18 protein-coding genes are annotated in these 23,518 nt (G+C 45.3%); 9 read left to right on the forward strand and 9 right to left on the reverse strand.

Features of this window, described 5'->3' with window-relative positions; all coding sequences use genetic code 11:
- Positions 1 to 368 precede the first annotated feature (368 nt).
- Both H6F63_RS02345 and H6F63_RS02350 read left to right on the forward strand, forming a co-directional pair.
- The gene (locus tag H6F63_RS02345) at positions 369 to 1,070 is read left to right on the forward strand and encodes a CAP domain-containing protein (RefSeq protein WP_190634561.1); all 702 of its coding nucleotides are present in this window, start codon (positions 369 to 371) and stop codon (positions 1,068 to 1,070) included.
- Between the two features lie 94 nt (positions 1,071 to 1,164).
- The gene (locus H6F63_RS02350; RefSeq protein WP_190634564.1) at positions 1,165 to 2,010 is read left to right on the forward strand and encodes an alpha/beta hydrolase; all 846 of its coding nucleotides are present in this window, start codon (positions 1,165 to 1,167) and stop codon (positions 2,008 to 2,010) included.
- Positions 2,011 to 2,117: 107 nt separating this feature from the next.
- On the opposite strand, the gene H6F63_RS02355 is transcribed toward H6F63_RS02350, so the two are convergent.
- The 6 genes from H6F63_RS02355 to H6F63_RS02380 form a co-directional block, all read right to left on the reverse strand.
- Entirely contained in the window at positions 2,118 to 2,402 is a 285-nt protein-coding gene (locus H6F63_RS02355; RefSeq protein ID WP_190634566.1) for a DUF1816 domain-containing protein, read from the reverse strand.
- A 108-nt stretch (positions 2,403 to 2,510) separates the two neighbouring features.
- Positions 2,511 to 3,443: a 23S rRNA (guanosine(2251)-2'-O)-methyltransferase RlmB gene (rlmB, locus tag H6F63_RS02360; protein ID WP_347276761.1), complete on the reverse strand. Its 933-nt coding sequence runs from the start codon at positions 3,441 to 3,443 to the stop codon at positions 2,511 to 2,513.
- Positions 3,444 to 3,786: 343 nt separating this feature from the next.
- On the reverse strand, positions 3,787 to 4,203 hold the full coding sequence (locus H6F63_RS02365; RefSeq protein WP_190634629.1) for a ribonuclease III domain-containing protein: 417 nt from the start codon (positions 4,201 to 4,203) through the stop codon (positions 3,787 to 3,789).
- Between the two features lie 175 nt (positions 4,204 to 4,378).
- Complete coding sequence (locus tag H6F63_RS02370; RefSeq protein WP_190428330.1) at positions 4,379 to 4,747, reverse strand: STAS domain-containing protein; 369 nt, start codon at positions 4,745 to 4,747, stop codon at positions 4,379 to 4,381.
- A gap of 72 nt (positions 4,748 to 4,819) precedes the next feature.
- Positions 4,820 to 5,965 carry a glutamine-hydrolyzing carbamoyl-phosphate synthase small subunit gene (gene carA, locus H6F63_RS02375; RefSeq protein ID WP_190634571.1) on the reverse strand — a complete coding sequence of 382 codons (1,146 nt, stop codon included), beginning with the start codon at positions 5,963 to 5,965 and terminating at the stop codon, positions 4,820 to 4,822.
- Positions 5,966 to 6,311: 346 nt separating this feature from the next.
- Positions 6,312 to 8,849 carry an ATP-binding protein gene (locus H6F63_RS02380; RefSeq protein WP_190634573.1) on the reverse strand — a complete coding sequence of 846 codons (2,538 nt, stop codon included), beginning with the start codon at positions 8,847 to 8,849 and terminating at the stop codon, positions 6,312 to 6,314.
- Positions 8,850 to 9,348: 499 nt separating this feature from the next.
- On the opposite strand from H6F63_RS02380, the gene H6F63_RS30850 reads away from it, so the two are divergent.
- Positions 9,349 to 10,257 carry a retropepsin-like aspartic protease gene (locus tag H6F63_RS30850; RefSeq protein WP_190634575.1) on the forward strand — a complete coding sequence of 303 codons (909 nt, stop codon included), beginning with the start codon at positions 9,349 to 9,351 and terminating at the stop codon, positions 10,255 to 10,257.
- Positions 10,258 to 10,317: 60 nt separating this feature from the next.
- Here the strand turns inward: H6F63_RS30850 and trpD are convergent, their stop codons facing one another.
- Positions 10,318 to 11,415 (reverse strand): anthranilate phosphoribosyltransferase, encoded by a 1,098-nt coding sequence (trpD, locus tag H6F63_RS02390; protein ID WP_190634578.1) that lies wholly within the window; start codon positions 11,413 to 11,415, stop codon positions 10,318 to 10,320.
- 305 nt (positions 11,416 to 11,720) lie between these two features.
- On the opposite strand from trpD, the gene H6F63_RS02395 reads away from it, so the two are divergent.
- From H6F63_RS02395 to H6F63_RS02410, 4 genes are all read left to right on the forward strand, one after another.
- On the forward strand, positions 11,721 to 13,904 hold the full coding sequence (locus H6F63_RS02395) for an ATP-binding protein (protein WP_190634580.1): 2,184 nt from the start codon (positions 11,721 to 11,723) through the stop codon (positions 13,902 to 13,904).
- Positions 13,905 to 14,147: 243 nt separating this feature from the next.
- Positions 14,148 to 17,270 carry a PAS domain S-box protein gene (locus tag H6F63_RS02400; protein ID WP_190634582.1) on the forward strand — a complete coding sequence of 1,041 codons (3,123 nt, stop codon included), beginning with the start codon at positions 14,148 to 14,150 and terminating at the stop codon, positions 17,268 to 17,270.
- Between the two features lie 97 nt (positions 17,271 to 17,367).
- Positions 17,368 to 17,811: a hypothetical protein gene (locus tag H6F63_RS02405; protein ID WP_190634584.1), complete on the forward strand. Its 444-nt coding sequence runs from the start codon at positions 17,368 to 17,370 to the stop codon at positions 17,809 to 17,811.
- Between the two features lie 123 nt (positions 17,812 to 17,934).
- Positions 17,935 to 18,156, forward strand: coding sequence for a hypothetical protein (locus tag H6F63_RS02410; protein ID WP_190634585.1), 222 nt, complete (start codon positions 17,935 to 17,937; stop codon positions 18,154 to 18,156).
- A 2-nt stretch (positions 18,157 to 18,158) separates the two neighbouring features.
- Here H6F63_RS02410 and H6F63_RS02415 read toward each other — a convergent pair whose 3' ends face one another.
- Entirely contained in the window at positions 18,159 to 18,992 is an 834-nt protein-coding gene (locus H6F63_RS02415) for a hypothetical protein (protein WP_190634587.1), read from the reverse strand.
- Positions 18,993 to 19,489: 497 nt separating this feature from the next.
- Here H6F63_RS02415 and H6F63_RS02420 point away from each other — a divergent pair, with 497 nt between their 5' ends.
- Positions 19,490 to 21,889, forward strand: coding sequence for a PhoX family phosphatase (locus H6F63_RS02420; protein WP_190634589.1), 2,400 nt, complete (start codon positions 19,490 to 19,492; stop codon positions 21,887 to 21,889).
- Positions 21,890 to 22,055: 166 nt separating this feature from the next.
- Positions 22,056 to 22,823 (forward strand): serine O-acetyltransferase, encoded by a 768-nt coding sequence (cysE, locus tag H6F63_RS02425; RefSeq protein ID WP_190428226.1) that lies wholly within the window; start codon positions 22,056 to 22,058, stop codon positions 22,821 to 22,823.
- A gap of 57 nt (positions 22,824 to 22,880) precedes the next feature.
- On the opposite strand, the gene H6F63_RS02430 is transcribed toward cysE, so the two are convergent.
- Positions 22,881 to 23,459 carry an Npun_F5749 family FMN-dependent PPOX-type flavoprotein gene (locus tag H6F63_RS02430; protein WP_190634591.1) on the reverse strand — a complete coding sequence of 193 codons (579 nt, stop codon included), beginning with the start codon at positions 23,457 to 23,459 and terminating at the stop codon, positions 22,881 to 22,883.
- Positions 23,460 to 23,518: the final 59 nt, after the last annotated feature.

Here is a 23,518-nt window from a genome sequence, read left to right on the forward strand (position 1 = left end):
GCGCTGTCACTTAATTGCTGGGATTTATAACTACGAACTTCAGAAAGCGTAGATTTCTGTCTTTATTTAGTTAACCCTCCACAATACCACAAAACTTTTTTGCAAGAGGTCTATTGCGATCGCTCACAAACTGAATTTAAGATTTCTGAAGTTTGAGGGCGCTCGCCTCTGGTTAACAAGGAACAAAAACACTTTTACAGAAGTAGCAGCTAAAAAAATGTGGTAAAAAGATAAATTTAGTGTTGGATAAATTCTAAATTTTAGAGTAACGTTTATTTTTATGAAATTCGGAAACTTTAGGAAGCTGCTGTCAATCTATTTGATATAGACAGCGTTATTTCTCTTGTCAGGAAATTGTAAGGTGATTTATGCGTCGGATTCTATTTATGGCATTTGCCCCTATTACTGTACTGGCGACCTTCTTTCATTCAGTTTTTCCCTCTAGCCCATCTTTGGCAGGCGTTCCAATACCCACTCAAGGAGGATCTACTTTGTTGGCACAAGCGAGTTATCTCTCGCCTTTGGAACAAGCGGTGATTGTGGAAATGAATAAGGCGCGGACAAATCCCGCCGCTTATGTTGCTGTGTTGGAAAAGTATAAAAAGAGCTTTGTTGATAGCAAGCGAGTTAAATTGCCTGGTAACGTCTATTTACAGACTCAGGAAGGCGTGAGGGCAGTTGATGAGGCGATCGCGTTCTTAAAATCAGCCAAACCTGTGTCAGCGTTGAGTGCATCTAAAGGGATGTCTTTAGGTGCGAAGGATCTCGTCAAAGACCAAGGCCCAAGGGGTACGACAGGACACACGGGAAGCGATCGCAGTACCCCCTTTACTCGCATCAACCGCTATGGTTCTTGGCAAACCACCGCTGGGGAAAACATCAGCTACGGTTCCAGCACAGCCCAAGATATTGTGATGCAATTAATTATTGATGATGGAGTGAGCGATCGCGGTCATAGAAAAAATATGTTTAGCCCCGCTTTTAAGGTAGCTGGGGTTGGCTTCGGTTCTCATGCTAGATACAGAAATATGTGCGTGATTACATACGCTGGAGGATATAAAGACAAATAGTTGAAATGGTAATTGGGAAAGGCAAAACACTCTCATGCAAAATGAAAAAGTGAAGAATTATTTTGTCTTTTACCTTTTACATGAGAGCCTTTTTATGCCTTACACTTCTTCCCCAGCTCATCACCTCAGCGTCCGCGTCCAAGGAGAGGGCTTTCCCATTCTGTGCTTGCACGGTCATCCCGGCAATGGTCGCAGTATGTCTATCTTTACTAAGCACCTCGAAAATCGTTTTAAAACTATCGCCCCAGACCTCCGGGGATATGGTAGTAGTCGGTTCAATGGGGATTTTACTATGGGCGACCATTTGATTGACCTGGAGGCGCTTCTAGACCGCTTACAGATCGAACGCTGTTTGATACTGGGATGGTCGTTGGGGGGAATATTGGCGATGGAGTTGGCGCTGGGGCTAAAAGAGCGAGTGAGCGGTCTAATTTTAATTGGTACAGCGGCTCGTCCCCGTGGCAGCCATCCGCCGATTAGTTGGCAGGATAATTTTTACACAGGGCTGGCTTCGATTTTGAACCGGATACAGCCTGGGTGGGAGTGGAATATTGAGACGTTTGGGAAGCGATCGCTCTACCGCTATCTCATCCAGCAACACACGCCGAGTACCTACAACTACCTCGCATTAGAGGCAATGTCAGCTTATTTACAAACCTCGGCTGCTGCCAATCGCGCCCTCAACACAGCGCTGAGAACTGGGTATAACCGACTGGCAGACCTAGAGCAGATTCCATGTCCGAGTTTGATGCTGGCGGGGGAATGCGATCGCCACATCACCCCTATTTCGAGCTTAGAAACTGCTCGTCACCTCAAGGATTGTGAATGGCATTGCTACCCCAACACCGCTCATTTATTCCCGTGGGAGATTCCCGATCTGGTCAACAGAGACATTGACAACTGGCTCGACAAACACCCCCAGGTAGTAATGCCCGCCTGAGTCTAATTCAAATCTGGGCGTGATACCCACTTCTAAAGCCCGCTACCTAGCGGGCTTTGTTTGTATACACCCATTCGGACTGAGGGTTAATTGGGACGAACCAAAGACTACGAAGGCTGACCGCTAAAAGTAGGTGTTCTTTTGCGGTCAAAACGCTCCCCCGAATCGTCGCAAATGGTTAGGTTCCCTGGCTTACAGCGCTTCACGACCACCTTAATACCGTTGGCACTTTCGTGTTCTAGGTCTTCGATGTAGCCAGCCTTGGCTGCGTGGGCTTCTTGGCTGCTGATGAAAGGGCCAAAGTAGTAAGTACAGCGAGGGTTGTCAGTGACAATCTCAACCCACCAAGCCCGTCCAAAGAAGTGGAGAATGCTAATCAAGAATTCCTTCATAGTCTGTGCCTGTTTTAGGGGATGCGATGCTATTTTCTAAATGTGCTATTGTTTACACTTTGTTATACTCTGACATGATTCTTTTTTGAAGAGTCTTGTGACAGATTATCAAAGGTAGATTTTATTTGACCAGCGTTGACGGTAAATTTCATAAAGAGCCATTGCCGCCGCCACTGAAGCATTCAAGCTAGGAGTCTGTCCCTGTAAGGGAATGGAAACCAGGAAGTCACAGCAGCGTTGTGTCAGCAAACTCAGACCTTCACCCTCAGAACCAACTACTAATACTACTGGCCCAGTGAATTGAGTTGTGTGTACCATTTGACTACCTTCGGCGGCAGTGCCGTAAATCCAAAAGCCAGCTGCTTTTAATTCTTCCAAGGCACGAGACAGATTGACGACTCTGGCCACTGAAAAACTTTCTAAAGCTCCAGCTGACACTTTCATCACAGCGGATGTGATACCTACTGCCCGTCGTTGGGGGATCACTAATCCCTGCGCTCCCAAGGCTTCTGCTGTGCGAATAATTGCTCCCAGGTTATGGGGATCGGTAATGCCATCGGCTACTAACAAGACTGGCTGTTCTGAGACGGATTTGGCATTGGCGATCAAGTCGCCCAATTCAGTGTAAGTATAGGGAGCGACTTGAGCCGCTACTCCTTGGTGATTGGCTTGGTTGGTGATTTGATCTAAGCGTCTCGGTTCTACTTCGTCAATTACGGCTCCCCTTTCTTTGGCTTGCAATAGCAAGGTATGAAAGCGAGGATCGTAGCGCAGGTTGGGAAGTATCCAAATCCGGTTAAGCTGGCGCTGGTTTTCTAGAGCTGTGAGGACAGGATGCCGACCATAGATCATGTCTGTTTCTTCCTCTGGGGGCGAAGAAACAGCGCGATCGCGTAGCGAAGCGGCTGTATTAGCAGCATCGCTTGAGTATCTCCCTCTTTGCGGCTTTTCGCGCCCCGTTCGCACAAACTTGCCTCGCTCAGATTTACCAGGGATTGGTGAATGGCGCTCGGAAATTTGGGGTTGGGAATTTCGCTTAATCCCCCGTTCCTTGTGAGTTCCTTCCCTCCTCCCAGTTTCTTTTCCCCAGCCCCCATCTTCTTTAGGAGGGCGTTTGTCCTTTTCTTGGCTCTGCTCGCGTCGGCTGGGGGGTAGGGGTTTCTCCACATCGCGCCGCTGGCGAATCGGTTTTACTTGCTCGTGTTTGCCCATAGAACTGCTGTCTATCTCGTCCGATTGCTGTTCCTCATCGCGAGAGGGACGTGCAGGGCGACTACGTTGCTCTCCAACACGTTTTGGGAATACGCGCTGGGATAGGATAGGCTTTCCTCGGCTGGTACTTCTGCCTGGAGGGTGGGGGCGGCGTTTTTTATCTGGCATATTGTTAAGAATTTTTGTCTTCTGAAATCTGGTTTAGTTGTAAGTGTTCTAGCAGCTGGGTCAAGCGTTGGGGATCTGTCAGGTAAAGATAGCCCATCAACGTCTCTAAGCTGGTAGCTTGTTGATAAATTTCTGGATCGAGGCGTTTGCGTCGTCCTGCGGCATTGCGCCCGCGCCGCAAAATTTCTAATTCTGTGTCGGTGAGGTGCGGTTGGAGTTCTTGTAGTGCTTTTGCCTGACTTTCTGCTCTCACCTGCGCTACTACCATGTCGTGGTAGGCTTGCGATCGCTTTGGCGGCAGCAGATAAAAGCTGCGGATATATAGTTCATACACAGCGTCCCCCAAATAAGCCAAAGACGCTGGGGAAAGCTGTTGGATTTGAGCTTTTCGATCTACAGCCCATCTTGGGTTAAACCACATTTCGGTTTTGTCCAGTGGCGAGTTAGTCGCCAGGTTATCTAAACGCCCTTCCTCCTCCTGAGTCACCTTGCCCTCTAAATTTTAGCTTTGCACTGAAAATCGCAGTCGTGCCAGTGCTAGAAATTGGTAAGGGCGGGTTGTCAGCCCCGCCCCACCTATCGATTTATCATTCAGCTCAAGGCTGCTTGATCTTCTCCAATGCTGCTTCAACTGAAGGCTGCAACGAGAGAAACTGTTCTAAGCGAACCAGTTTAACGGTTTGAGTCACGCGAGCATTGGTGACAATTTGCAAAGAACCATCAACGCTTTGAGCCTTTTTCACCAGCTGCACTAAAGCGCCTAAGCCAGAGCTATCTACAAAGTCGATGTTAGAAAGATCCAGAATAACGTGGCTGGGACCTTCCTCAATATACTTGCTGACCACCTTCCGGAACGTGGGTTCCGAGAAAGCATCTAACAAACCCGTGAGGCGGTATAGCTGGTAATTGTCCCTAACTTCGCGAGTGCCTCTTAAGCTTACGGTTAGGGTTAGTGGCTCAGGAATAACACCCTCCTACCTTGGATTGTCCTTAGTCGAGGCTCCATTATAGAACACACAGCTGCTAATTGCTATTGATTAATTTTGGCGATGCGATCGCATTTGCTCAACAAACTGCTCAAACAGATAGTCGGCATCGTGGGGGCCGGGGCTGGCTTCTGGGTGGTACTGTACGGAGAAGAAAGGCAGGGATTTGTGCCGTAAACCAGCTACAGTGCGATCGTTGAGGTTCAGATGGGTTATTTCCACATCTGAGCTTAAGGAATCTGCATCAATTGCAAAGCCGTGATTTTGGCTGGTAATCTCCACCCGCTGTTTTAAACCTGCTGGTTGATTTAAGCCGCGATGACCAAATTTGAGCTTGAAGGTGTCAGCACCCATTGAAAGACCGAGAATTTGGTGTCCCATGCAGATGCCAAAGACGGGTTTCTGGCTTTCTAGCAAGGCTTTGGTGGTTTCGATGCCTTCGGTAACGGCTGCTGGATCTCCTGGGCCATTGGAGAGAAAAATCCCATCCGGGTTGTGTTTGAGAATTTCTTCTGGCGGTGTGTTGGCTGGTACAACGATGACGCGGCAACCGTAAGCAGCCAAACGCCGCAGGATGTTGCGTTTGATGCCAAAATCAATGGCGACAACGGTGAGGGGTTCGCCATCGTTTGACTCAACGCCAGGACTGAATTCCCAACTCGATTCGGTGGGATCAGACCATTCGTAGACGGTTTGTGTGCTGACTTCCTGAACTAGATTTAATCCTGCCATGCTGGGAGCTTCTTGTACTTTTTCCAGCAATTCGGCAGGATCGAGGATTTCGGTGGAAATAGCGCCGTTCATGGCACCAGCAGAGCGCAGTTTGCGGGTGAGCGATCGCGTATCGATGCCATAAATACCGGGAATGTTGTGTTGTTTCAGGTAGTCGGGCAAGGATTGGGTAGATCGCCAGTTGCTGGGACGTGAGGAGATGTTACGCGCGATCGCGCCTCTGACTTGAGGACGATTCGATTCTTCATCTTCCAGGTTGACACCAGTGTTGCCTAATTCTGGATAAGTGAATGTAACAATCTGACCGCAGTAGCTGGGGTCTGTCAAAACTTCCTGATAGCCAGTTATGCCAGTGTTAAACACCACTTCGCCAATGGCTGTTCCAGAAGCACCAAAAGACCAACCTTTGTAGGACGTGCCATCAGCAAGTACGAGCAAGGCACTTTGAGCAGAAGAAGAAGGCATAAGGTGATGCTGAGTTTTTGGTTGTTAGTTGCTAGTGGTAAGTTATCATCTCACACCCAGCTAGGGTAGAAGTGTGTATTAGGATGCGATCGCATCTACGCTCATCTGCTGTTATCTGGTGGCGAGATAACCAAGTTTCGAGGAAGGCGATCGCATCTCACAGATAAGCTTCAGCCCTGAGATTGACAAACTTGACCTCATTAGTTCTCATCTCCCAGTTTTTTTTGAATCAGTCTATTGAATAGAGAAGACTATCGGATTGCTCTCTACTCGGCTATATAGTATTCCTCGGCATTGTGAGCCAGCCCTTCAAATACCCAACTTTAACAAGTCCGGTATCTCACCTTCACGAATCATTTATGACTTCTGTATTTCCTAATAAAATAGTAAAGCTCGTCCAACCTTCACCACTTTCTACTCTGATTTCTCCCCCCAATTGCTCAACCAACTTTTTCACCAAGGTTAAGCCTAATCCAGTTCCACCTTGTTTCCAAGGGTCTGCATTGGGAACTCGATAAAATTTATCAAAAATATGGGGTATTTCAGCCGTTGGAATCTCTGCTTGATTGCTGACCTCAAAGCTGGTTATTGATGCAGTAGGTTTCGGGATAGATAAATCGATATCTTGTTTGACGCTAAAGCGAATTTCGCCATTAGATGGAGTGTATTTACAGGCATTGTTAAGGAGTTCCGCTAAAAGCCGCCCCAAACTATCTGGACTTGACATAATTGGCAGAAGGTCAGGCGGTAAATCAACGTTAAAGACTTGTTGACGCTCTTGAATTCGCGATAGAAACGGTTTGATAATACTGGATATGCAATCTTCCAGAACTATCGACTCGACAAATACAGGATAACGATTAGCTTCCAGGCGTTGCAAATCCAGCAAGTCGTTGATCAAGTTAGCTTCTCTAGCGCACTCAGCGTCTAAAATATCTAGATACTGTTTATGCCGTTCTGGAGTGGGAGCTAGCTTCAGCATCCGAATCGCTAACTTTATATTAGAAATAGGAGTACGCAGTTCGTGGGATACGGTACTCAAAAAGTCATCTTTAAGCTGATGTAGACTTTTTAGCTCTTCTACTTGGGCTTGGGCCGCTTGGTAAAGTCGAGCCTGACGAATAGCGATCGCGCATTGATTAGCAACTTGCTGTAATAACCGAATTTCTAGTTCACTATAGTTATAAATCGGCGGTTGGAATAACCATATATCAGCCAGGATACCCTGGTCATCAAAAACAGGACAGGCAAGAATCGCTGCATGAGGGCGACCAAACTTTGGGGCTAATTGACAAAACTGTAAACATTGCCCTTGTAACAGAGATTGATGAATTCCAGATAACTCATCTAATTCAATCCTAGAACCTTGAGTAGAAGGCCAATGAGGTTGGGCATATTCATAATTGATAACTAACGTTTTTTGCTCTATATCATACAGGGCAGCAGCACAACATTCGGCAGCAAGTACAGAAGCTAATTCTTGGACAACCTTTTGCAAAATTTGTGCTTCATCTAAGTTGTCACGAACTCTGTCTGTAATCCGTTTCAACGTTGCTTCCAAGTCAAAGGATTGCTTTAGCTGAAATGTCCGTTCTTGTAGTTCGGCTGTTCGCTGTTCGACCCGAAGCTCTAGCTCTTCATTTGCCTTTTCAAGAGCAGTAAAGGATGTTTGCAGTTGAGTTGCCATTTGGTTGTAAGCTTGGGCTAGAACTTCTAGTTCGTTAATGCCCTCTACTTTGACAGTTTGGTCTAACTTCCCATTGGCAATTTCCTGAGAGGCAGAGATTAAATGAGCAATCGGTCGGGTAATGTATTGAGAGGTGAACACCCCCATAACTGTAGCGAATATCAATGCTGCTAAACATAGCAAAATCGTGGTTCGTGTGTTGGCTTCAATGTGTTCCATGAAGTCAGCTTCGGGAACCACTACGACGATTACCCACTCCAGTCCGTAGCTATCAGTAAACGGTGTCACCTGTGCGAATTGCTGCTTACCTTCAATTTCAAAGTCAAGCTGCTGGCTATGGCGAATATTATTGAAGTTACCAAAGCGTTCCTTTAAATACTGGGCTGTTAGACGAGTCACAGGATTTCTGCTAGCGATCGCTGCCAATCTTTCCTGTTTCTGTTTTCCTCCCTCTTGATTTAAAATAAAAGGCGGCTCAGCCGTTGAGCTTGCTACCAAGTTTCCAGAACGTTCGACAATAAACATTTGCCCAGTGCGACCAATCTTTAAACTATTCAGAAAATCTCCCAGCTGAGAGAGAGACAATGTTGCATTGGTAACGCCAAGTAAAGTACCTGCCTGGTTATAAAAAGGTCGGGTTGCACTGATTGCTAACCCTGATGATGAGAAGTATGGATAAATCTCAGTCCAGGTAGGTTTATTTCCTTTCACAGCCTTTATATACCAGGGGCGAGTGCGAGGATCAAAGGTTGTGTTAACTCGAACTAACCTGCCGCGATTGCCCTGACTATCAGTGGTGTAAGTGTGATAATTACCACGGGTTGATTGGTCGATAACTCGGATGACTAATGAACCATCATCAAGCCGATCGACTGAATGAATTTCTCCCTGTTCACTTCCAAAGGCGATCGGATTTAGAGATTTGAATAACTGCACTTGCTGCCAGAAATGACGTTCTAGACTTAAAGAGTCCTGCAAATTCAAATTGCCAGAACGGGCAGCATCGGCGTTTATTTGGGTAACAAGTTGAGGTGTCTCCATATAATCGGAGATATGTTGATGAATTCGGGCTGTAACTTCACTTCTCAGTTGGGCTGCAACCTCATTAACTGCTTTCTGACCGTTCCTTAAAGAGAAGTATGCTGGTAGCCCCACAGCAACAGAGAGTTGAAAGATAAAGGGAACTATCAGAGCCATACGAAGTGGTACTCTTAATGAACCTTTAAGAATTAAATCCGAGAATGTTTGCAGCCGCATTAGTGCCTTTCAAGATATGCGCTCAAGAGCGAGGGAACTGAAGAATCTCTCAAGTGGGTCTAGATAGTTGAGTGTCCCTGTAAGATGCCCCACTTCTAACATAGCTTCCAATTAAGGTAAGGATACATTAAACATCTCCAGAAATTGGACTTCAGCCTAAGCTTGATCAGGATTACAATCTAATTTTTAGAGATGTCTATAGTAGTGCTACACAAAATACGAGTCACCAATTAAGGGCAGGGTGGGTATTGCCTACCTTATTTATTTGTAGGACAATCGCTTTCCTTCAGGCTTGGTCATCTCCTCATCAGGTAACAGGGGATAAAGGCTATAAATGCGATCGCATCTTTATTTATTTAGGTCTAAGAATTTTTTTATATCCAATCTACTAAAGGATAGATGACAATAAAATAGTTGATGAGAATTAAATGCAGATATTGTGAAGTCTCCTCACGCCCGTGCAGCAATCATTTTGCTTTCAAGTACGCTGGCACTCGTAAGTTTTGGCTGTAGCCAAGACAATGCTGCCACTCCTCAGAGTCCATCAGCAACTCCCGTCTCGGCTTCTCCTCCTGCCAAGAAGCCTCCAACTGCTAGTGCAAAGCAGGTGTCTAAACCTGCTTCAACTAAATCTAAATCTCCGGCAAAGACACCATATAAGCCGCAGTTATCCCCGCAAGCCGCCGCCGACGCTTATGTGCGGGCGATTGACTCTGCGGAAAGCGCCAGCAGCATCAGTCTGTCTGCTCAGTCAAAAGAGGATTGGCAATTAGTTATTAGCAGCTGGCAACAAGCGATCGCTTTTATGAAAACGATTCCGGCTTCTAGTCCTTATCATGCGATCGCTAAAACCAAAATCCCCCAATACCAGCGCAATCTTACCTATGCCCAGAACAAGGCAAATCCTCCCAAACCCAAACCTCAGCCTGTGGTAGTAGCGAAAGCGCCTACAGGAAGTTCCAAACCTCGGCTTCTGAGAAACGGTGTTTATCAAGCCCCAATCAAAAGGCGAGAAGGTGGCACCCCCGTGATTGATGTCACCTTTGACGGGAACCGGACTTTTGAAATGATTGTGGATACTGGTGCTTCCGGCACCTTGATTACCCGACGCATGGCAGCTGCACTCAGAGTAGTACCTGTATCGAGTGCCAAGGCGCAGACTCCCAATGGTGTAGCAGAATTTCCTCTGGGTTATGTCAAGTCTATCGGAGTTGGCGGAGCAATCAAGAAGAATGTGCTGGTAGCGATCGCTTTACCAGACATGGAAGTTGGACTATTGGGGCATGACTTCTTTGATGGTTATGACATCACAATTAAACGTAACGTGGTTGAGTTCCGTCCCAATTAACCAAAACTGTCAGTTGTCCTTAAGAGTTGGAATGTTGAATTCCAACTCTTAACTCGCTGGCTAATCCTTAAGAAACTGAATTAATCGTTCCAATTTCGACCAAGCAGCACCGCTGTTTATAATTTCCTTTGCCAGAGAAACGCCCTCTGCATGATTACCCATCGCTACCACACCGCCAACCTGGAGTGCTAATGCCGCATTCAAAGCCACTACATCCTGTTGCGCTGGCGTTCCTTTCCCTTGGAGTACATCTTGCAAAATCGCCACATTTTCTAAAACATCTCCACCCCGGATTAACGCCGTAGGTGCCATTGTTAAGCCTAGTTCCTGGGGATTCAGCGTCAACAACTCCACTTCACCCCCAGACAACACCGCCAAGTCTGTAACATCAGCAAGACCAGCTTCATCCAGTTTCTCGCGCCCGTGTAAGACAATACCCTGCTGAATGCCTAATTGCCCCAAAGCATGGGCAATGGTGCTGACCAATTTTGGATCGAACACCCCAATCACTTGACCTGTGGGGCGTAACGGATTTACTAACGGCCCAAGTAAATTAAACACCGTCCTGACTTTTAGCGTTCGCCGTAGCGGTGCTACTACCTTCAAGGCAGGGTGCCAACCGGGTGCAAATAGAAATGTGATGCCCACTTCCTGAAGCGCCGCCTGTACCTTCTGCGGCGTGGCGTTCAGGTTCACTCCCAGCGCTTCCAGCACATCAGCGGAACCGACTCGGCTAGAGGCAGAACGATTGCCATGTTTTGCTACCGGAACGCCCGTAGCAGCGGCAACAAAAGCAACTGCTGTAGAGATATTAAAGGTTGATGCCCCATCTCCCCCAGTGCCACAGGTGTCAATTAGGTGATTGGAAGCTAGGGGCTGGGGACTCTCAAGGGCAAAGGATTGGGATTGCAAGACTTGAGCCATGCCACTCAACTCTTCAGCAGAGACACTCTTTGCTTGGAGAGCAGCTAAAATCGCTCCTGATAGCACTGGTGGAATTTCTTCCTTTAACCATCCATGCATCAATTCTGCGGCTTGATCGCGCGAGAGCGATCGCCCGTCTAACAACTGTTGCAATAAGCTAGACCAGATGGCTGAATCTGTTTGAGTCGTACCGCCAGAGGCATCGGTTGCCACAGATGAAGAAGAGTAAGTCATAGACAGGTCAGTAGTTGATGCGTTGCCTTCAGCGATATCAAGCTAAAAGTACCGCTAAAGCCTAGTAGCAGCTTACTGCAAAACTGTTTCTAATCATAACAGGCAGTCTAGTACCCCCAGGCAGGGTTATTTTTTCCTTTCCCCAATTTTAATCCGTAAAATTACTTACTTTATCCTGTGCTTTCGGGTTACTGAAACTTTTCTTAGGTATTTTTTCGCTTTTAAATTATAAACTATACGTGGTATTTTTCATGTGTATATTATGAATCACTTGTTATTTTTGTGTCATTAGAGCCAGTGAAAAAATGTCTTTTATAGTTAAGTTGCCAAATCCCTATCCAAATTTTTCACCAACTCAGTTTAACCGCCTAACCAGTCGTTTACGTATTAGACAGAAAATCGTTTATGGGTATAGTCTAGCGATTAGCATTGCCGTTCTGGGCGGAACTACTGGCATTATTTTCCAACAATACAATTATGCGCGGGCGGCGGAACAAGTTGAGAAAGTGCGTGTCAGGATAAATTCTCTAAATAATTTACAAACAGCTATTTTACAGGCTCGCTCTCAACAACGAGAATTACTTCTTATATCAAATGATATCGAAGACTTAGAGCAAGAAACTCCGATTTTTATTCAAGAACTTCTTGAACTTAAAGAATTAATAAAAGAAACTCAAATTTTCCTAAATAATTCTACTCCATACTTTAAAGACTTGGGCGAAGACAAGGAAGACCTGGCTCGACATTATACCCAGCTAACATCTTTAATCAATAAATATGAAAACATACTCCAAATTTATGATCAAGAACTAAAGACAGTGCTGGAGGGAATTGAACCGTCTACTGTAAAGACAAAGAAGCTTCCATCAGCACAGCAAGCGCTCACCAAGTTTATTAATGGTAAAACTACTGTCCGCTTGAATTATCTCACAGACGAGCTATCAAAACTAATTAATCTCTATCAAGAACGAGAAGCAAAAGCAGGAGATAGACTTTACGATGAAGCCGGGAATCTGGGGAGCCTTATTATTATTATTAGTTTGCTGGTATCAGCAGCGATCGCAGTTATTTTGGCAGTTTATACCAGTAAAGCGATCGCGCAACCCATTGAAGCTATCACCAAAGTTGCTCAACAAGTGACAGAGGAATCAAATTTTAACCTCCAAGCACCCGTGACGACTGAAGATGAAGTTGGGAAGTTGACGATTTCTCTCAACCAAATGATCCGGCGAGTTGCAACTTATACCCAAGACATAAAGCAAAAACAACACCAGCTTGATAATTTCTTTAATATTTCGTTTGATATGCTCTGTATAGCTGGTTTCGACGGTTATTTTAAGTTCGTCAACCCAGCTTTTGAAAAAACGCTTGGCTACACAACCGAAGAACTCCTTAGCAGCCAATTCATCGATTTCGTTCATCCTGAAGATAAAGCAGCAACTATCGCCGAATCGGAAAAACTTTCCACAGGTATAACAACGTCTTACCACTTCCAGAATCGCTATCGCTGCAAAGATGGTTCCTACAAATGGCTGGCGTGGACATCTGTGCAGTCTCCCCAAGAAAAGTTAATTTATGCGAGTGCGCGTGACATTACTCCTACTAAAGTTGCGGAGGAAGCATTGCGTGAACAAGCAACTAAACTTTCTCAAACTCTGCAAGAACTACAACAAACCCAATCTCAGCTAATTCAAACTGAAAAAATGTCCAGCCTCGGCCAGATGGTAGCTGGCATTGCTCATGAAATCAATAACCCAATTAATTTTATTTACGGCAATCTTGAACATACCAGCGAATATCTTCAAGATTTGCTTAGATTAGTGCATATTTATCAGCAGCACCCATATTCATCTCCTGAAATTGAGGAGGTTAGTGAGGAAATTGACCTAGAATTTATTACTGAAGATGTACCTAAAATGTTGTCTTCTATGAAGGTAGGAGCTAAGCGGATTCAGCAGATGGTTTTATCTTTGCGAAACTTCTCGCGTCTAGATGAAGCCGAGGTTAAAGACGTTAACTTACACGAAGGTATTGATAGCACGTTGTTAATTTTGAGCAACAAATTAAAAAAAGAAGTTAAAGTTATTAAGCAATATGGTAATTTGCCTCTAATTGAGTGCTATCCAGCGCAAATTAATCAGGTATTTATGAATATTATTAGTAATGCTATTGATGCGCTATTAACCGATGAAAAAAAATCCAATAAGCAAATAATAATTAAAACCATAAAAACTTCTGACAACCAAATTCAAGTGCGAATTCGGGATAATGGTTTAGGAATCGCATTGCCTATTAAAGATAAAATATTTGACCCATTTTTTACTACTAAGCCAGTAGGTCAAGGTACAGGTTTAGGACTTTCGATTTGCTACCAAATCATTGAAAAACATGGAGGAAAAATTTCTGTAAATTCCCAAATAGGTGAGGGAACGGAGTTTGCGATCGCTCTCCCACTGAAACAGACATCTTCTCAACCCGTCTCGGCTTAATTTTAAGCTGTCATACCTACCGGGTGTAAGTATAGTGAAGCATCTGGAGTAATTTGCCAAGCTGGGACTTTATAGCCTTTTGTTGCATATGCTATAGCAATAGTGACATCCGTCCTACGATCGCGATCGCACCACCCCGTATTACTCGCAATTGTATACAGACTTTATACATGACCTATTATATCCAGAAATTAATGCTTAAAATGCCAGTATATTCAAATCAAACCCAACTTACTCCCAAAAATGACTAGCCAGGATCTAAAAGTACAGAACACTGAGCAACAGCTAATACAAACGCCTTTACGGGACGAAGAACTATTTCGGATCGTAGCAGATACCGCCCCCGTAATGATTTGGTTATCTGGCACTGACAAACTCTATTATTACTTTAATCAAATCTGGCTAGATTTTACCGGGAGAACAATAGAAAAAGAGATGGGTAATGGTTGGACGGAAGGCGTTCATCCAGAAGATTTGCAGCATTGTTTAGATATTTATATTACAGCCTTTGATGGCCGTGAAAAATTCCAGATGGAATATCGCCTTTTGCGTGCTGATGGCGAGTACCGCTGGGTTTTGGATACAGGAACGCCTCGGTTTCTACCGGATGGCAGCTTTGGGGGTTACATCGGTTCCTGTGTTGATATTAGCGATCGCAAGCAAACTGAAGCTGAACGTTTGCAACTGTTAAATGCAGTTGAAGCAAGCTTAAACGAAATTTATATTGTTAATACCAAAACTCTTCGCTTTCAGTATGTTAACGCGGGTGCTAGGCGTAACCTGGGTTATTCTCTGGAAAAGATGCAAACTCTTACACCCCTTGACATCAATCCAGAACTAGATGAAGCTTTTTTTTGGAACTTGGTTACACCTTTAGTACAACATGATCAACAAAAACTAGAGTTTCAAACAGTCCACCAGCGTGCTGATGGCAGTCTTTATCCAGTAAAAGTACACATACAACTGATTGTGCAAAATGGAGAATCAGTATTTTTAGCTGTTATTCTCGATATTACAGAGCGCCAAATAACACAAGCAGCTTTGAAACAGTCGAATGAAGTCTTAGAAATTAGAGTAGAAGAACGTACAAATATCTTTAAAAATGCCATTAATCGTTTAAAAGCTGAGGTCGCTGAACGAAAACAGGCAGAGTTAGCATTGCGCGAATCTGAGGAGCGTTATCGTCGGATTATTGAAACAAGCTTAGAAGGCGTTTGGATTATTGACAGTGATAGCAAGACCAGCTTTGTGAATCCCAGAATGGCAGAAATGTTGGGCTACAGTACCCAAGAAATGCACGGGAAGTCGCTGTTTGATTTTATGGATGATGAGGGAAAGGCGATCGCATCCGCCAATGTGGAACGTCGTCGCCAAGGCATTAAGGAAAACCATGATTTCAAATTCACTCGCAAAGATGGCTCTCCTATGTGGGCAATCGTTTCAACAAAACCCATCTTAGACTCACAAGGTGAGTATTTGGGTACTTTGGGGATGATTACAGACATCACAGAACGCAAAGTGACTGAAGATGCACTGCGCTCAAGCGAACAACGATATCAAATATTAGCTAAATTGTCCCCAGTAGTGATATTTCGTGCAGATGCGCGAGGAAATTCTGTGTATGCTAACGAGCAGTGGTGTGAGATTACTGGACTAACAAAAGAAGGAACACTGGGAGAAGGCTGGATAAAAGCCATACATCCTGACGATCGCGATCGAGTATATTCGGAATGGCATCAAGCAGTAACGAATAATTTACCTTTTCAATCCGAGTTTCGGCTGATTCGAGCCGATGGGTTGGTAACTTGGGTTTTAGCTCAAGCAGCAGCTGAAATCGGGTCAGAGGGATTGAAAAGCTATGTCGGCACTATGACTAATATTAATCAAAGCAAAGCTGCTGAGGAAGCACTACGACAATCGGAAGTACGGCTGAGAGAAAAAGCCAACCGGGAAAATTTGCTAAACCGTATCACTACCCAAATTCGCAACACTCTCAACCTAGATACAGTTTTGGAAACCACAGTGCAGGAAATCCGTAGCTTATTGCAAATTGAGCGCTGTCACTTCGCCTGGTATTACCAGGACAGAGAAGAACCTGGTTGGGAGGTGATTAAGGAAGATCGACATCCGGATCTTCCCGATTGCACAGGTTACTACCCGGCGGCGGAGGTGGGGCTAATCGCGGAAAAACTTTTGGATCTGGAAATAGTGCGGATGGATGATGTCTACAAAGAAAGCGATCGCGTTTGGCAGGAATTTATGCGCTCTCTTAACTATGCCTCGGTGTTGGTGCTACCAATTCAAACTCTCTCAGGTACTATCGGCGTTATTAGTTGTAGTAATTCTACACCAAGAGCTTGGAGCGATGCCGAAGTAGAACTGCTTTGTGCGGTTACAGATAACCTTGCGATCGCTATTAACCAAGCCGAACTCTACGCCGCTACCCGCACCGCCGCCCGACAATTCCAAGAACAAGCAACCAAACTCGAACAAACTTTATACGAACTCCAGCAAACCCAAGCCCAACTCGTGCAAACCGAAAAAATGTCCAGCTTAGGGCAGCTAGTTGCTGGGATCGCCCACGAAATTAACAACCCCGTCAACTTCATCTACGGCAATCTGATTCACACTGATAATTACATCCAAGACCTGCTTAACCTACTACATCTCTATAACAAAAACTATCCTAATCCCGCGGCGGAAATTCGAGACGAGATAGAAGCAATCGATGTAGATTTCCTCATCGAAGACCTACCCAAAATGCTGTCTTCAATGAAAGTGGGTGCTGAACGCATTCGTCAAATTATCTTATCTCTGCGTAATTTTTCGCGACTGGATGAAGCCGAAATGAAGGCAGTTGATATTCACGAAGGTATTGATAGCACCCTACTAATTTTGCAAAATCGTCTGAAAGCTAAGACAGATTACCCTGGCATTCAACTAATCAAAGAATACGGCAACCTGCCCCAGGTAGAGTGCTACGCTGGACAGTTGAACCAAGTATTTATGAATCTGATCGCCAATGCCATTGATGCTTTGGAACTGGAGACTTGTGACTTGGCATTAGGCGCTGGAAAAGACTCTTCCCAGTCCCCAATCCCCACAATTCGGATTTCTACCAAAGTTCAAAACAACAATCAAGTTGTGATTCGGATTGCAGACAACGGGACTGGGATGACACAAGCAATGAAACAACAACTGTTTAATCCCTTCTTTACTACCAAACCAGTAGGCAAAGGCACTGGACTTGGTTTGTCAATTAGTTATCAAATTATTGTCGAAAAACACGGAGGTGAATTGAACTGCATCAGTGCGCCTGGAAAGGGTACAGAATTTGCAATTAAAATTCCAATTCGGCAGATTTAAAGATTAGCAACAGTTTTATTTAGAATTAACCAAACTTTACTGAATCCTTAATCTTGAGAGTGCTACTCTGTGTAAACCTTGATGATGAATAAAAGCAATGGTTATCCGCATCTGGCGAATTTTAGCTACATTTTCAATTTTAAGTAGTTTGGGCGCGATCGCTTACCCAGCTTTATCTGAACCTAGGAAAATCGATCTCTTCCTCAGCCCCAACTCCAATCAACCTTATGAAAACGTTGTCGAAGAAGCAGAAACCGTAGCCACTATCTCTATCGACCAAGAATTATCACAAAGCCCGGAGACTACCCAAATTTATCTCCGAGTTTTCGGCGACGTTAAAGGACAAATAGTCCCAGTTCTGTTTTCAAAAGTCTCTCGTTCAGATTGGCAACAAGACCCTAGAATACATCGTTGGACTCGATATTTTATTACTTCTGGATTGCTGCTAGGTTTTGACAACTCTTCTGTTTCACCTACAAACATTGCTCCTACACGAAACAGAATCAGACTCGAAGACGATCCCGGGTTTCGAGATGATTAAGCTAACTTCTTTCTCGTTCCCAGGCTAGAACCTGGGAATGCGAACGATAAGGCTATAGCCTCATCTATTTTTTCCAATAATTGTAGTGACACCTCTATCATAAAATATTTAGTTAAGTATAAGTTGAGTAGGGCAGCAACGAAACCAAAAATAATTATTTATATAGCATTTGACTCTGCTTTAGAAATATTATCTTTATTAAAAAGCTACCTTAGTGAAAGCCAACCTATATTTACTTTATCAGCGATTGCGATAATCAAAGCCTGCAACCAAAAAAAAAACGATAAAAAAGTAGGAGCGCGATTAATTACGCCCCTACAACAGGCAACAACAGTTAAAATCTAAATCTAAGAAACAAAATCTGTTTTTTTCTTACCCCGCTTCAACATCGAAACTGTTCCTAAAGCTCCAAAAAGTAGCATACCCAGCGTAGGTGTAGTCTCCGGAACAACTTGCGCCTTATCAATCAGCAAAGCTGAGATACGTGTTGGCTCTCCTACATCCACAACCCCAATTCCTAATGTATATTCCCCAGAAGTTGGAATCTTGTAAGAGAAAGTCTTGAATCCAGTCTCATTAGCAAGGCTAGTAGAAGAATTCTGGAATTCTGAAATTGTATCTGCCAAGGTGAAAAGTTGGGTGCCAGAGTCTGACTTTAGGGATACAAAAGCAAAATCATTGAAGTCAGGATAGGTAAGATCACCAACAGCCGCTTCCCCTACAGACTCATTTGTGAGAAAATTCCAAGAGAAAGATAAAACCTGCCCAGAACCTGCTCTAAAAGTCTGTTTTATTGCTGATCCCTCAATAGGTTCTGCTGTAGCAATATCATATAAAGACTTATCTCCTAAAAATGTTGAGAAACCCAGGAATCCCTCTAAACTAGATTCTTCAGCAAAGCCAGAAATGAAGGCGACAGGCGCTGCATCCCCACCAAAAATTTCAATTGAGTTATCATCAAAACCAATCACTTCGCGGTAAGCAGTTGATAGAAAAGCTTGAGAATTTCCTTGTACTGTTCCACTGCCAAAAGCAGAATTTTCTATCCTGTAGTCGCCTAGGGTTTGCCAACTACCGAAGCCTTCTTCAAACCCGCCATTTAAAATTACAGCATTTGCTGCATCAGGCAAAGCTACACTTGCAAACAGTGCAAGTGTAGTAAAATAGGTAATGCCCCTCATTTGTTACTCCTTATTTGCTTAGGTTTAAACGCGATCGCATTATCCACTGCTAATTTTTAGCAGCTTGACTCAAATTAAGTCTAGTATATTTACTGACGTACTTAGATTAAAAGCATTAAACATTAAGTAAGCTTTAATGGAAGGTTAAGAAGTTCTAAATTGATGTTTAATTCTGATTTTGAAAGCTTCTTAAGAACTTTAATGCCTTGTTAATTTTTTATTAACCAACTGATTAAAGAACCTTAATTTTACGTAAGTAGTATTTATGGTGTGCGTGTAAACACGCAAATGATTTTTACCAGTCGGGCGTGGAGGGAGCCGTCACCTGTGTTAAGGAAAGCGCGCAGTAGGTATTATTCCTAATCCCAGCTCAAACCACACCGATGTTGTTAGGTAATGGTGTGTTAACTAGCGGTTGACATAATTGCTGTGACTTGACTATAAGTTCCCAGCATTTTTTGTGCGCCAGTCTTGCGATTCCTTAATGAGGGTTTTTCATGTCTAAGCTTAGTCGGAGGCAGCTACTTGTTTTCTTTGGAGCCAGTGCTGGTGCTGCGGTACTAGCTCCTGCTGTAGAAAACAGAATTTTTGGGCTTGATTCAGGCATCGCTGAAGCAATACAGCCTCTGAAATTTACGCCATTGCGTCTGCCACATCCTTTGCCAATTTACACAGAGCAGAACAGTTACTACGCAACGGCAATTGGTCAGGGAACAGTAATAAATAAATCAGCAGATCCTAGATTAGGAACTTACAACATTCTTGATGACGTTGTAGTTCCGCCGGAATACGAACGTTATGTAATTGTACGCTGGGGCGATCGCGTCTTCCCCAACCAAGAAGAATACTTTGGTTACAACAACGACTACACCGGCTTTATTCCCCTCAATGGTAGGAACCCCAACGACGGCTACCTTTGGGTTAACCACGAATATGTCTCCTACCCATTTTCTTTTGCCGCCCCAGGCAGCTCAGAGGATTTAGCACAATTCCCCGAATCGTACCCTTTGGTCATTGGACAAAATTTGCCGAGTGACAGAACGAATATCGAACTCTTGGGCGAATTTTTGTACAACATGGGTGGCTCTATTGTCCGGATTGCCCGTGCAGACCGTGGCGGACGCTTTTCTGTTGTCCGTGATCCCAAAAATCGACGCCTCCACCATCTTTCAGGTTTAGGGATTAACTCTCAACGTTCCGATGCCTATAAAAATGTCACATCCTGGGGTTCAAAGAGCTACCAACAAGGGGATCAAAATTACCTAATTGGCACTGGGCCAGCCGCTACTCAAGTCTTCCCTCTGAGTTCAGATGGACTGGGTAACAAAATCATCGGCACTGGATACAACTGTTCTGGCGGCACCAGTCCTTGGGGAACCATTCTATCTGCTGAAGAGAACTTCCAAGCCAGTACCGCCTTCTTCGTTGGAGTAACAGAACCCGTAAACGCCAACGGCACGCAGACAGGTTATATTGCAGGCACTACCGGGGCTACCTTTGGCTTCGTCGGGGAAAAATATGGCTACATGGTCGAAATTGACCCAGCAGACCCCAATTTCCGCCCCCGCAAACACACCGCTTTAGGTCGCTTCCGCCATGAAAATATTGCCATGCGGGTTGAGGCTGGAAAACAATTAATTGGTTACATGGGTGATGACCGACGCGGAGGTCACACTTGGAAATTTGTCAGTTCCGGTAGAGTTAGCTCTCCCACTGATAAGAACAACAGTCGCTTATTTGAAGACGGCACTCTGTACGTTGCCCGTTACAACCCTAACGGTACGGGTGAATGGATTCCGCTGAGATTAAATACCGCCACCAATCCAATTCCTCCCTCAGTTCTTGCCTCAAGGGAAATTGCCGCATTGGGCAAAGCGACCCGCAATGGTCGTACCCCAATACGACGCTTCGGGCCCACTGAAGACCCTGCACAAGGTAGTATCTTCCAGGGCGTTGACATAACCAATGAAGCGACAATTCTGCCCGCTTATAGAGGTAAGAAGCTATCAGATTTCTACACCAGCCAGGGTGCTGTGCTAGTGGATGCCTTTTTAGCTGCTAACTTGGTTGGCGGAACTCCCACGGCTCGTCCCGAAGACTTAGAAGTTAATCCACGCAATCCCAGAGAAGTGTTCATCGCCTACACAGACGGCGCTCCGGGCAGCGATGGCTATCCTGACTCACGGATCTTTGTAGTTTCTAAGTACAGCGCTGACATTAACGCGCCACAGCCATCCGGGGAACTTTTCAAGATTATTGAAGATAGCGCCGATGGCACGGGTACCACCTTCCGCTGGCAGCGATTTGCTAAAGGTGGGGAAGTGGGAGCCAACCCTGGAGATGGTTTCGCTAATGTGGATAACTTAGCGTTTGATAGCCAAGGTAACATCTGGGGTGTTACCGATATGTCTACTAGCGCCCACAATGGTTTTGATGTTGGTGCTGCCGCAACTCCCTTAAACATCGACCATAGGGTAGTGGGTGCTAACTCGCCTAGTCAGATTGACTCTAATCTCAATGTTGAAACTTCTAACTTGATTGGGGTGTTTGGCAATAACTGGTTATTCTTCATTCCCACCGCTGGGCCTGATGCTGGCGCAGTCGTACCCTTTGCCTATGGCCCACCGCGTTGCGAACTGACTGGCCCAACGTTCATTGGGGATACGCTGATTCTTTCGGTGCAGCACCCCGGCGAAGAGGTGCCATTCACTCCCCAACAAATCCTGAGTCGAGATATCGAGATTCTGGACTTGACTGGAAGCAGCGTCTTTAATCAACGACGCACTGTGCCTCGTGGCAGTAATTGGCCCAGCAACATTGAGGGCAATCCTCAAGGGCCACCACGTCCCTCGGTGATTGGCATCCGCCGCAAACAGTCAAATGGCAGGCTTGTCTAAAAAGTAAAAGCCTGTTATGTAAAAAGCAAAAGATAAAATTTTCCCTCGTTCTCCGGGCATATGCCTGGGAACGAGGGAAAATTTTAGGTTCGGTTTCCCCGATCGGGAAAATCACTGAGAACGATATGATAGATATGGTTTATTTTGCCAAAATTGGTAAACGCCTGTGCTATCTACGCTTATAGCTGACTTTCGCATCATCTTCGAGCGTGACCCCGCCGCCCGCAACTGGCTGGAGGTTCTGTTTTGCTATCCAGGTTTGCAGGCGCTGGTATTCCATCGCTTTGCTCATTGGCTATACGTCCTGGGAATTCCCTTCATCCCTCGATTGATTTCCCAACTAGCTCGCTTTCTTACTGGCATTGAAATTCACCCCGGTGCTGTAATTGGACGGAGTGTTTTTATTGACCACGGGATGGGTGTGGTGATTGGTGAAACCGCAATTGTGGGAGATTATGCTCTCATTTATCAAGGTGCTACTCTGGGCGGTACTGGCAAGGAGGGCGGCAAGCGTCACCCCACGTTAGGAGAAAATGTCGTGGTGGGTGCTGGTGCTAAAGTTCTGGGTAATATCCAAATCGGCAACAGTGTCCGCATCGGAGCTGGGTCGGTTGTTTTGCGGGATGTGCCTTCCGATTGTACTGTGGTCGGCGTTCCGGGTAGGATTGTCTATCGCTCCGGTGTCCGGGTGAATCCACTGGAACATGGAAGTTTGCCCGATTCTGAAGCCGCGGTGATTCGCGCTTTGGTAGACCGGCTAGAGTCGCTGGAACAACAGTTGCAAGAGCTACAAAATCAACAACCTGCTCATGCGTCCACTCCTGCTCAATTAGTGGCGGCAAATAATTTATCGAATGTTCCAGCAGCCGTGGCTCCCAGTTGTCGCCTTAAGGATGGGGTGATTCAGCAATTCTTGGATGGTGCTGGTATCTAATATCAATAAGGCAAATGTTAGAAGGCAAAAAAAATTGTTTTTTTGCCTTCTAATGCTTTATGGATTCACAGCTTGAGTAGTCCAGGTTTGCGAATCTAGGCTGTATAGCCACCGATTTTGCGGTTCGCCTCGCAATTCTAAGTGATCTACCTGCACGGGTTCGAGGAGTAGTAGACAAAAATTCGCTAGCGGTTGGGCTGAATCGGGTGGCGGTGGCGAAAAGGCGACGGCATCAGCTCTGGTTTCGCCAGGCGCTGGCCACGCGAATTGCACGCGAGCGGCATCTGAGAGGTCTTTCCAGGTGGTTTGACGTGCTTGTTGTAGGGCTGGGTTGGGATGCTCTTGTTGTACCAGGGTTAGCGTACCTGCGAGGCGAAATTGTTCGCGGGTGTTGGTGAAGTACCAGCAAGCTTCTCCCCAAGGCTGATGATCAATTTGCTCTGGTTTCTGACTGCGGGAATCTATGACAAATTTCAGTTGGTTGGTGTCTGGTAGAAATCCCCGAAATACGACGGTACGGTTGGCTGGCCGTCCATCAGCCCGAACGGTGGCTAACTGCAAGTAGCGGCAATGAGGCTGGCTGTCATTGCGATGCAAGGCACCGGCTAAGGGCGATCGCCACGGAGCAAGGGACATTAAAGTAATTTTGAATTGGGAATTGGGAATTGGAAAAATTCTTACCTAGTTGCTAGTCC

Source organism: Trichocoleus sp. FACHB-40 (genome assembly GCF_014695915.1).
Taxonomy (GTDB): Bacteria; Cyanobacteriota; Cyanobacteriia; order Cyanobacteriales; family FACHB-T130; genus Funiculus; species Funiculus sociatus.